Source organism: Francisella sp. 19X1-34 (assembly GCF_041102755.1).
Classification (GTDB): domain Bacteria; phylum Pseudomonadota; class Gammaproteobacteria; order Francisellales; family Francisellaceae; genus Francisella.
This window is the reverse complement of record NZ_JBGCTX010000070.1, coordinates 1-11896: the sequence shown is the minus strand read 5'-3', so window position 1 is coordinate 11896 and position 11896 is coordinate 1. Positions and strand designations below refer to the sequence as shown.

Below are 11896 nucleotides of genomic sequence, written 5' to 3'. Positions count from 1 at the left end.
TATAGTCATTTTTTAGACAAGAAATGTAGATTTTCAAAATTTACTCCAATTATTGCTTAGATTGCAACACTCCCATTTTGTTATTTTGGAATTTGTTTACGACACGTAATATTGATTGATCAATTACTTTTGTTCTAAGTAATATACCAAATGAGCCTCCAATTATTAGTAAGAACGCAATTATAGCAACAGCACCACCATCTTTAGAGCCAGATGTCATGCCATCATAAATAAAGCTTGTAAAGCCTCTGTTCTCAGAGCTATCTTTTGCAAATATTTTTACAGGATTAGCTTCTGGAGTGCCCTTAGAGTCTAGTTTGAATTTGAAGCTATCTGCAATAAGTACACTTCTTGAATGAGTTTGTCCATCAGAAGTATACTGGACATTTCTTACATTAAATTTACCTACAGGAATAAAGTAGCTAGCAATAGCCACAAGTATTGCGATACAAAATAAAATTACTAATGTATCAGGCATTTGGATTTTTTTGGTATTCTTCATTTGTAGAAAAAATTATTACTTCTATTTAGATTATCAGTATTTGTAAGAAAAATGCAGATTAAATAGCAATTAAAATTTTGTGAGTTTCCATTAGAAAATCAATATAAAAAATATATGGATATTTAATTATGGCTAACCTAAGATTATATTTTTTTGATAAAAATTTTTAAATATCAAGGTTTTTCTTATAAAAAGATATTTGTTAAATCTAGATTAATTACGTCTTAGTTAAACTTTTCTATAATTCTTTAGCTTTCATTAAAAACTAAGAAAATGCTGTAGTTATACCTCTGAAAATAGCTTTTTTAGCTTAGTTTTTATTTTTTTATTTAATGATGTAGCATGGAAATGTGGGCTTAAATAGGGTTCTTGAGATAAATTTAGATAAGGAGCTTATCATGAGACTAAAAAAAATAACAATCTTAACAGGATTAGCTTTGTTAGCTACTTCACAAGCATATTCACATGCTTATGTTGAAACACCGAAAGGGCGTCCTCTTTTATGTAATGAACGTGTAAATCAAGGGTGTGGTAATATCTCTCTTTATGAGCCACAATCATTTGAAGTCGCAGATGGTAGTTTTGAAAATGGTTCTATGGGTGATCAGGTTGGAGGAGCTGGACTTAGTGCAGCTCTTTCTGAGCAGACAGCAAGTAGGTGGGCTAAAACTGTTGTTAGGTCTGGCCCAACAACAATCAGATGGCATTTTACAGCATCACATTGGACAATTTCTCCAGCATCATTTAGAGTCTGGATAACAAAACCTGATTGGAATCCAAATATGCCATTAAGTAGAAGTGATTTTGAGGTACAATCATTAAACTGCTACAACCCAATTCCTAATTTCACAAATGCACATCCTGCTGATGCTAATAGTAAGTTTACAATGACTTGTGATTTGCCAGCAAGAACAGGATATCAGGTTCTTGCTGCTGAATGGAATGTTGGCGATACTGGAGCTAGTTTCCTTAATGTTATAGATGTTGATTTTACAGATGCACATCCTGCTGGAACAGTTATATTGCCAAGTGGGGATACTGATAACGGAGGTACTGATAATGGAGGTACTGATAATGGAGGTACTGATAATGGAGGTACTGATAATGGAGGTAGCGCAGGTGGCCTGCAAGAGTATGACCCAAATAAAAGCTATCCAGATCGTGGTACAGAAGTTATTTATGAAGGAAAAGTTTATGCTAGCAAATGGTGGGTAAATCCAGGCCAGATTCCAGGAGCTATTCAATGGGGTCCATGGGAGTATATTAGAGATCATGAGCAAACAAACCCATCTGATCGTTTTCCTGTTAAAATGAATACTTTCACAATTAATGATGAGGATGTTCGCGAAGGAGATAGAGTGATTTTGCAAGTCTCTAAAGATGGAGTAATGAAAGAGTATGATCTTGTAACAGTTCCTCGAGGTATGTCAGCGAATGATTTAATTAAAGAAATGACAGCAAAAATTAATCAGATTAGCACACAAGAACTTAACAGTAGCATTATCGCGGGAGTTAAAGACAATAATGGCAATGTTGTACCAAATGATGAGCTTGTTAGTATTTATCAAGTAGCAACTAAGCCTTATAGTGATATTAGCTTCCAATATTATCAAGGAGAACATCATCTTAAAAATGAACTTCATTTAATGGGCTTTGAAGATCAATATGATTTAAACTCAAATGGCTCAGTAAACATAACAGCGAAGATTATGTCGCATGCATCAGATAAAACAAATGTATTTGTAACATTACAAGATAGTAGTGGAAAAGCAGTATATGATAAGAGAGATATACAGATAGATCCGATGCAGACATATGATTTATCATTAACTGCTCATAATCTGCAACCAGGTGAATATGATCTTATTATTGGAAGTGTTCTTCAAGGAGCACCAATTTGGCAGAAAGATATGAAAATTCAGCTGGGAGAAACTCCTGCTAATATTAGTGAATATGATACAAATACTAAATATAAGGCTGGAGATAAAGTTAAAGTTGGTAGCTCGATATATGAGTGTAAAGGCTGGCCATATACAGATTGGTGTTCAGTATCTGCCTATAGACCAGATGGTATATATGGTGATCAAGCTTGGATTAAATTATAAAAATCATTATTAGAACTAGTTCTAATAATGTCTACTATAGTCTTCTAAATATTATTTAATGCAATATCAGAAAATTATGTTTCTTTCTTTTTAAAATCTAAGCTTAGAAATAAGATTAGTATTATTACATGGAAAAAGTTTACTTTCATGAATTTCCTTTAGCTAATAATAAATCTTACTAATTAAGCTATTTTCAAATAGCAACGCTTTAGGAAAAATGTTATTATTATGTTCCATGATTTTTTATATTTTCATGTGTTCTGATGAATTCAAATACTAAGATTATTTTTGTTACAGGTGGGGTTGTATCTTCGCTTGGTAAAGGCGTTACAGCTGCTTCTTTAGCAACTCTTTTAGAAAGTCGTGGTTTAAATGTAACTATGATGAAGCTTGATCCATATATTAATGTTGATCCGGGTACTATGAGTCCACTTCAGCATGGGGAAGTTTTTGTTACAGAAGATGGTGCAGAGACTGATTTAGATCTTGGCCATTATGAGCGGTTCATTCGTAATAAAATGACTCAAGCAAACAACTTTACAACTGGTAGGGTTTATCAAAGTGTTTTAAAAAGAGAGCGAAAAGGAGATTACCTTGGAGCAACTATTCAGGTTATTCCTCATATTACAGATGAGATAAAAAGGCGCGTTTGTATGGGGATTGCTGATGATGTTGATGTCGCTATCGTTGAGATTGGTGGTACGGTTGGTGATATTGAATCACAGCCATTTTTAGAGGCAATTAGACAGCTAAGAATTGAGCTTGGTAGAAATAGAACTTTATTTGTTCACTTGACCCTTTTGCCATATATACGAGTTGCTGGCGAGTTAAAAACAAAGCCGACACAACATTCTGTTAAAGAGCTAAGAGGTATTGGTATACAGGCAGATGTTTTAGTTTGCAGATGTGAGCAGAGATTTGATGAAAGTGAAAAACGTAAAATAGCTCTTTTTACAAACGTTGATCAAGATTGTATTTTTACAGCTGAGGATGTTGAAACAATTTATGAAGTACCACTTAAATATAATCAGCAAAAGTTTGATGCTAAATTGGTAGAGCTTTTAAATTTAAATACTAATGAGGCGGATCTCTCAGAATGGCAAGGTGTTGTAGATACTATTAAAAATGTTAAAGGTCAGGTTACAATCGCTATGGTTGGTAAATATGTATCTTTAACGGAAGCATATAAATCTCTAAATGAAGCTCTGTATAATGCTGGCTATAAAAAAAGTGTAAAGGTGAAAATTAAGTTTGTTGATTCTGAAAATATTACAGATGAAAATGTTTCATCATATTTTGATGGAGTTGATGCGATTTTAGTGCCAGGTGGTTTTGGTAGTAGAGGTGCTGAAGGTAAGATAACCTCTATAAAATATGCTAGAGAAAATAATATTCCATTTTTAGGTATTTGTTTAGGTATGCAACTAGCTGTGGTTGAGTATGCAAGAAATATACTTGGGTTAAAAGATGCTCATTCAAGTGAATTAGATCCAGCCACTCACAATCCCGTTATAGGGCTAATAACTGAATGGCAAGCAGAAGATGGGACTATCCATCAAAGAACACATAGCTCTGACTTAGGTGGTACAATGCGCTTAGGTGGTTATAAATGTGTTTTAAAAGAAGGTTCGCGTGCTAGAGAAATATATGAGTCTAATGAGGTTGTTGAAAGACATCGTCACAGATATGAAGTAAATAATAACTATGTTGAAAAACTTGAACAAGCTGGATTAATTTTCTCTGGAAGATCAGAAGATAATAATCTAATGGAGCTTGTAGAGATACCAGGCCATAAATGGTTCATAGCATGCCAAGCTCATCCAGAATTTACCTCAACGCCAAGATATGGTCATAAATTGTTTGAGTCATATATACAGGCAGCTATCGAAAAATCTAATAATTAACGCCTAGTTTTGATATTTCATGAATAAAAGTGCTATAATTTGAATTAATAAAATATTGGAGAATACTTAAATGAGTAAACAAAAAACTTTATCTATAATTAAACCTGATGCTGTTGCAAAAAATGTAATAGGAGAAATCTACAGCCGTTTTGAAAAAGCAGGCCTAAAAGTAGTAGCATCTAAAATGAAAAAATTATCTAGAACAGAAGCAGAGGGCTTCTATGCTGTACATAAAGATAGACCTTTCTTTAGTGCATTAGTTGAGTTTATGATTTCAGGTCCAGTAATGATTCAAGTTTTGGAAGGTAAAAATGCAATAGCTAAAAATCGTGAGCTAATGGGAGCAACTAACCCTAAAGAAGCAGATGCTGGTACAATAAGGGCTGATTTTGCAGATAGTATAGATGCTAATGCTGTTCATGGTTCTGATGCTGAGGATACAGCAGCTCAAGAAATTAGATATTTCTTTAGTGACATAGAAATTTTTAGCTAAGAAGCATATCTAGTCTTAATTTTTGGAGGAGATAAGAGAATGAGTTGGTTAACAAGAGTAATAAGTAGAAGTTTAGGTACAAATGCGCAGAAGAAAGATATGCCATCAGGTATATGGAGTCAGTGTCCAAGTTGTCAAGTAACATTATATTCAGAAGAGTTACAGAATAATAAGTCAGTTTGTCCACACTGTAATTATCACTACAGAATATCTGCAAGACATAGATTAAATATCTTCTTTGATAGAGATAGTACTACTGAGCACTTTGCTAATATAGCTCCAGTTGATATGCTTAAGTTTAAAGATACAAAAACTTATAAAGATAGACTTTCTCAAGCTCAAAAGAAAACAGAAGAGCAGGATGCTTTAGTTGTTATGGATGGAACTGTAAAAGGTTTCCCAGTAGTAGCTGCTGCATTTAACTTTATGTTTTTAGGTGGTTCTATGGGGTCTGTAGTTGGTGAGAAATTTGCTAGAGGTGTTAAGCTTGCTATGGAGAAAAAAGTACCATTTATTTGTTTTACAGCAAGTGGCGGAGCTAGAATGCAAGAATCTTTGTTTTCACTTATGCAAATGTCAAAAACAAGTGCAGCATTACAAAAACTAGCAGAAGCGAAGCTACCATACTTAGTTGTTCTAACAGATCCTACTACAGGTGGGGTTTCGGCTTCTTTAGCAATGTTAGGAGATGTTCATCTTGCTGAACCAAAAGCATTGATTGGTTTTGCTGGACCTAGAGTTATTGAACAAACTGTGAGAGAAAAGCTACCTGAAGGGTTCCAAAGAAGTGAGTTCTTAGTAGAAAAAGGTATGGTTGATATGATTGTAGATCGTAGAAACTTAAGAAGTGAAGTTTCTAAATTAATAGATAAGCTGATGCCAAATCTTACAAAAATAAACCATTCTCAAGCCTTAGAACATAAAGCAGAAGAACAAGCTTAATTTATCAAAAAATGAGTATCGAAGTAAAAATAGCTAAAATCATGGCTAATCGCGATGCTCTTGCCTGCAGCTCTAGAGATTTATTATTTATACTCGCTAGATTTAATTTCAAAAAAAAATTTAAGATTATAACTATTGCTGGTACTAATGGTAAAGGTACTACGGTAGCAATGTTAGAGGAGTTGCTAACTACAAATAATAAGGCTGTTTTAAGCCATACATCTCCGCATGTATTTAAGTTTAATGAGAGAATTTCTCTAAATAAACAGCCTATTTGTGATAATGTTTTATTAGAGTTATTAGAGCGACTAGAAGAAATAACTTCTGACTATAAGCTATCGTATTATCAAATAGCATTCTTATGTGCTTGCATGTATTCGCAGAAAATTAAATTAGATTATTTAATTTTAGAAGTTGGTATTGGTGGACGTCTTGATGCCGCTAATATAATGGATCCTGATATAACAGCTATAACAAATATTGATTTTGATCATTGTGAGCTTTTAGGAGATACTTTAGATAAAATAGGTATTGAGAAAGCTGCAATATCAAGAAAAGATATACCATTATTTCTAGGTTCAAAGATGCCAAGTAGTGTTTATCAATATGCAGAATCAGCAAAAGCAATAATTTATAATGATAATTATGAATATAGTTCTACAGAATGCTTTATACATAGTTACAACATCGCTATGGGTGTAGCAGAATATCTTTTTAATAGAATGCAAATCAATTATATTCCTCGGTTAGATGATGTAAGAGCAAATGCAAGATTTAAGTTGCTTAAAGATGATAATGAGAAAAAAAGCTATGTAATTGTTGATGTTGCGCATAATCCGGCTTCGGTAAACCACTTGTTTAAGCTACTTGAGTCTAAGTTTGCTTCTAAGAAAGTTAGATATGAGGCTATATTTGGGATTCTTGCAAGTAAAGATATTGCTGAAGTTTTATCTATTGCTAAAAGCTATATCTATAAGTGGGAAGTTGTTGATCTAAAATTTTTAGACTCACGAGCTTTGGATATAGAAATCATCAAGCAAGAATTTAGCAAGCAGGGTATTATCAAAGTTGATTATAATAAGGATTTAAGCAGTATTTACCTAGCAAAGAAAAATACTGTAACGGTAGTTTTTGGATCCTTTGTTTTAGCTGGGGAATTTATAAAAGAATATGAAAAGCAAAATAGTTAAGAACGAAAAGCAAATGTTTGAGTTTGCTAAAGAATATGCTAAGAAATTAGTGCCAGGAACAGTAATTTTTTTATATGGAGATCTAGGAGCTGGTAAAACAACTTTTGTTAAGGGAGTTATAAAATCTTTAGGATATCAAGGAAATGTCAAAAGTCCGACATATACTTTAGTTGAAGATTATCAGTTTGATAACTTTAATATTTATCATTTTGATTTGTATAGATTGGCTGATCCAGAGGAGTTAGAATGGGTTGGTGCTAGAGATTATTTTAATGAAAATAGCATATGTTTTATCGAATGGCCTGAAAAAGCAAAAGGGTTTTTACCTCAAAATGCCTCTAAAATCCTTATAAAATATATACCTGAGGGAAGAGTCATAGAGTTTTGCTAAATTATCAGTGTAAAAAAAGTGTTAAAAAAATAATATATTGATATTATAGTATTTTATAAATTATGCGAAAACTCTATTTCAAATTACGGGAGAAAAAATGAAGGCCAAGTTTATAGTTGCTTTTTTATCTGTACTATTTTTTAGCTCATCATATGCAACTTTAGAGCAGTGCTATAAAAGTGGAGCTGATAAAGACTATGAGACAGTTTTAAAATCTTGTCAGCCTTATAATAAAACTGATGCTAAAGCTACAGGTTTATTAGCAGAAGCATATATCCAACTTGATGAGAATGATAAAGATGCTTTAAGTGATGCGTTATGGGCGATAGAATTCTATAAGAAAAATGGTATTCCTGAGCATGACAAGAAATCATACTCTTATCTATTATACTTAGTTGGAGAGTTATATTATTTTGGTTCTAATGATATCAAGGTTAATCAGCAAAAAGGTCTTGAATATATAATTGGAGCAGCTAAGTTAGGATATGCAATAGCTCAGAATCAATTAGGTAACTTCTATGTAAGATCTGGAAATATTCCAGCACCAAACTTTGCAAAAGCATATAAGTGGTACAAATTAGCTATTGCAAATGGTAGTTTAGAAGCTCGTAGCTCGTTCTTGATTAACAATGAGCAAAGCTTTATTGAAAGATATCCTTACTGTATATCACAAGGAAAAACTTTTATTGGGAATGCTTTCTTTACTGGTGAAGGTGACTTACCTAAGAATGTTGATGAAGCTCTTAAGTGGTATAAAATGGCTTATAAGATAGATCATATTTCACCAGTTGAAGTAGGTTTAGCAAAAGCATATATAGTAAAAGGTGACAAGAAGTCAGCTAAGAAATATGCACAAGAAGCAATAGAACAACCATATGCTCCGGCATTTGCTATAGCTGCTGAGTTATCAAATAATAATGTTGATAAGTATGCTTACTTGAGTCAAGCAGTGTCATTATATAAAACACCAGCGCTTAATTTCTGGAATCAATTTAATGCATACTGTCGTCCTAATATATCTGATAAAGGACTAAGTGTTGCACAAGCAGAGTTAGCTAAGATTAAATTGTCTCAAGAAGAGCTAGCTCAAGCAAACAAAAAAATCAAAAGTTTCCAAGATAGCTGGCAGAAGAAACCAACTGAGAATTCATAAAATAGATAAGTCTTATTTTTAAGATGAAAAAGTTTTTCTCAAATAGTTTCATTGTTTCTTTTTTTTTATTTCTATCAAAAATCTTAGGTTTTGTTAGGGATTTATTACTAGCAAGTTTTTTTGGTAGTAGCTTTAGCTTACAAGCATTTCTTATAGCTTTTAGATTTCCTGAATTTATTCGTAAAGTTACCTCATCCGGAGCTCTGACTCAGATTGTAAACCCTTATTTCAACAGAGAAATAAATGTTAGAGATAAGAGGTTTATCGTAAGTATATTGTATTGTATAGCTATAGTTATGCTAATAATAACACTACTCTTGATAGCGTTTAGCAATTTGTGGATAGATATTTATGCTCATGGCTTTGTTGATAAAGGTAATTCTCATCAACTTGTGAGAGACATGTTTGTCATTATGATACCTTATATACTTTTTAATAGTATGATGGGGTTTATATCTGCAGTATTAAATAGTTATAGTCGTTATTTTGTATCATCACTTCTGCCAATAGTTTTAAATGTAGTGATGATCATTGGGATTGTAATATCACCAGCTTTAAATATCTCTATTTGTAGTGTTGCTTATAGTGTTCTATTAGCTGGATTAATTCAGGTATTAATAGGATTTTTTGCACTATATAAGTTAGTAGGAAGCTTTGAGTTTAGTAGAGATATTTTTTTATTAAAAGATATTAGATCAAGAGTTTTTCTAAAAAAACTTCCAGGTGCTTTTTTTGGTACAGCAATCTTACAAATAAATGGATTAATAGAGACATTTTTTGCTTCTTTTTTAATATCTGGAAGCTTAGCTTGGTTGTATTATGCAGATAGGGTAAATCAATTTATCTATGGTGTGTTTGGTACTGCTATAGCAGTAGTAATGATTCCATATTTAACAAAATGTAGGGCTGATAAAGATAAGTTTATTCGAACCTTATCATGGGTTATAAAGTTAACGTTATTAATAACAATACCAGCAGTTATAGGGTTATTTACGTTGGCAAAGCCTATTGTTATTACATTATTTTATTATGGACATTTTAGTTTTAAAGATGTTGATTATACTTATCTAGCAATGTTGGGATATTTACTTTCATTATTCTGCTTTGTGATTGTTCGAGTTGTAGTATCTGCTTTGTATACTCAAAGTAGAACCTCAATAGTTTTTTATATAAGTCTTTGGTGTTTAATCCTTAGTATTGTATTAGATTTAATAGTTGTATATTTCTTTGCTAATGATAAATATGCCTTTATGTATCTAGCATTTGTTAGTTCAGGAGTAGCTTTTATAAACCTCTTTACTCAACTTATGGCCTTGTCTGATTTTAATCTTAAAAAATTTTTGATGCTTTGTTTGCCTGTTACTATCTTAGTAAGAATAGTAATAGCCTGCATACTTATGGTTTTTGTGCTAAAACTATTTAATTTGAATGATAGCTATTGGATCACATTATCTATGTTTGAAAGGTTAAAAAATATGTGCTTGATTGTATTGATTGGTTTTTTTGTATATATAAGCGTAATTGTTATTTTAGGAACATTTAGATCATTAAAAGTAACAGATTCCTAAAAATTGTTTGCTGATTAGTTTATACTTGTTAGTTAGGTATTTATTTGGGATTAGTAATGTACGATTTTAAAAAAATTAATAACCTTCGTGGCATAGAAAGAGAAACTTTACGTATCAAATTTGATGGTGGATTAGCCCATTCACATCATCCTTATAAACTTGGTCATAAACTCACTAATGATAGTATAACAGTTGACTTTTCTGAGAATCTGCTTGAGTTGATCACATCTCCTCATTCTAGCGTTGATAATGTTTTTAATGAACTAGAGGCTCTAGGGGCCTTTACGTTACAAAATATGAGTGATGATGAGATAACTCTAAACACGAGCATGCCTTTATCAACAAGTGAGAGTGAAATTCAAGAGGCTGATTTTGGTAAATCTAATTCAGGGGAAATGAAGCAAACCTATCGTAAAGGCTTGTCGGTTAGATATGGTAAAGTGATGCAGATCATTGCAGGAATACATTACAACTTTTCATTTGATAAAGAATTGATTCAAGCTAAAGCAAATCAAAATAATGTTTCTTTTTCGGATGTTTATTTTGATATTATAAATAATTATTTTGAATTTATGTGGTTGTTGCCTTATCTATTTGGAGCTAGTCCAATATGTGCGAAAAGTTCTGTTAAAGATAAGCCTGACTATTTAGTAGACCTGGATGAAGAATTTTATATAGGAAAATATGCAACAAGTCTTAGAATGAGCGATCTTGGTTATACAAGTCCTGCGCAAAAAGATTTGGCAATATCTTATAATGATGTTAACTCTTATGTAAGGGATCTTATAAAGGCTACAGATGAAATATTTGAAGAGTATAAAGCTATAGGTTTATATGACTCTAAGGGAGAAAGAATACAGTTAAATGAAAGTATCTTACAAATAGAAAATGAGTATTATAGTGCCATTAGACCAAAACAAGTTGCCAAAAGATGCGAAAGACCTGCTTGTGCTTTATCAAATAGAGGAGTTGAATATATAGAAGTTAGAGTTTTAGATGTTGATCCTTTTGCAACAAATGGTATAAGTAAAAATACAGCTTTATTTATAGAAGCAATGCTTATGACTTGTTTTGAAGAAAAGAATATACGTTATGATAAAAGCTCTATAAAACAAGCTAAACGAAACTTAACAGCTGTCGCAATAGAGGGACGTAATCCAAAACTTAAGCTTTGCAAAATTAGTAGTGATAATGATGAAATATTGCTAAAAGACTATGCTTTAGAGCTATTTGAAAAAATTGAAAGTACTGCTAAAAAAATGTCTCAAGAGTATTTAGATGTAGTTCAAATTGAGAAACAAAAAGTATTAGATGTATCTAAAACACCGTCGGCTAAGATCATTGATATTGCAAAAGAAAAAGGATATAAAAACTTTGTCTTAGAAACTTCTAAAAATGTCTCAAAAGAATTTAGAAACTTTAAGCTCTCTGAGAAAATGAAATCAAAACTAGAAGAGCAGGTTAGAAAATCTGTTGTTGCTGAAAAAGAGCTTGTAGAGAGCGATAATATTTCTCTAGATGAGTATGTTAATAGATATTATGAGTCATCAAAAGATTGCTGTTGATCTAAGAGACCCTTTACAGACTTTTGTGTAAATTTTTCATAGGCTACCAATCCTATCTTCAAATTTAATCATAAAATGTGCAA

Annotated in this window: 10 protein-coding genes; 9 read left to right on the top strand and 1 reads right to left on the bottom strand. The window is 32.0% G+C overall.

From position 1 onward, the window contains the following. Positions 1 to 49: 49 nt before the first annotated feature. Complete coding sequence (locus tag AB8E56_RS09910; protein WP_329480615.1) at positions 50 to 502, bottom strand: hypothetical protein; 453 nt, start codon at positions 500 to 502, stop codon at positions 50 to 52. A gap of 398 nt (positions 503 to 900) precedes the next feature. On the opposite strand from AB8E56_RS09910, the gene AB8E56_RS09905 reads away from it, so the two are divergent. The 9 genes from AB8E56_RS09905 (at position 901) to gshA (ending at position 11813) form a co-directional block, all read left to right on the top strand. Next, a complete protein-coding gene (locus AB8E56_RS09905; protein WP_329480613.1) occupies positions 901 to 2607 on the top strand; it encodes a lytic polysaccharide monooxygenase in 1707 nt (568 codons plus the stop codon). A 263-nt stretch (positions 2608 to 2870) separates the two neighbouring features. Next, positions 2871 to 4511: a CTP synthase gene (locus tag AB8E56_RS09900; RefSeq protein ID WP_329480611.1), complete on the top strand. Its 1641-nt coding sequence runs from the start codon at positions 2871 to 2873 to the stop codon at positions 4509 to 4511. A gap of 70 nt (positions 4512 to 4581) precedes the next feature. Further along, positions 4582 to 5004 (top strand): nucleoside-diphosphate kinase, encoded by a 423-nt coding sequence (ndk, locus tag AB8E56_RS09895; protein WP_329480609.1) that lies wholly within the window; start codon positions 4582 to 4584, stop codon positions 5002 to 5004. A gap of 39 nt (positions 5005 to 5043) precedes the next feature. After that, the gene (gene accD, locus AB8E56_RS09890; protein ID WP_329480607.1) at positions 5044 to 5946 is read left to right on the top strand and encodes an acetyl-CoA carboxylase, carboxyltransferase subunit beta; all 903 of its coding nucleotides are present in this window, start codon (positions 5044 to 5046) and stop codon (positions 5944 to 5946) included. 11 nt (positions 5947 to 5957) lie between these two features. Further along, positions 5958 to 7136, top strand: coding sequence for a Mur ligase family protein (locus AB8E56_RS09885; protein ID WP_329480605.1), 1179 nt, complete (start codon positions 5958 to 5960; stop codon positions 7134 to 7136). Continuing rightward, positions 7117 to 7527 carry a tRNA (adenosine(37)-N6)-threonylcarbamoyltransferase complex ATPase subunit type 1 TsaE gene (gene tsaE / locus AB8E56_RS09880; RefSeq protein ID WP_329480603.1) on the top strand — a complete coding sequence of 137 codons (411 nt, stop codon included), beginning with the start codon at positions 7117 to 7119 and terminating at the stop codon, positions 7525 to 7527. Before AB8E56_RS09885 ends, tsaE begins: the two co-directional genes overlap by 20 nt. Positions 7528 to 7624: 97 nt before the next feature. Further along, positions 7625 to 8680: a sel1 repeat family protein gene (locus AB8E56_RS09875; protein WP_329480601.1), complete on the top strand. Its 1056-nt coding sequence runs from the start codon at positions 7625 to 7627 to the stop codon at positions 8678 to 8680. A gap of 23 nt (positions 8681 to 8703) precedes the next feature. Beyond that, positions 8704 to 10248 carry a murein biosynthesis integral membrane protein MurJ gene (murJ, locus tag AB8E56_RS09870; RefSeq protein WP_329480599.1) on the top strand — a complete coding sequence of 515 codons (1545 nt, stop codon included), beginning with the start codon at positions 8704 to 8706 and terminating at the stop codon, positions 10246 to 10248. Between the two features lie 56 nt (positions 10249 to 10304). Continuing rightward, positions 10305 to 11813: a glutamate--cysteine ligase gene (gene gshA / locus AB8E56_RS09865; RefSeq protein ID WP_329480597.1), complete on the top strand. Its 1509-nt coding sequence runs from the start codon at positions 10305 to 10307 to the stop codon at positions 11811 to 11813. Positions 11814 to 11896 lie beyond the last annotated feature (83 nt).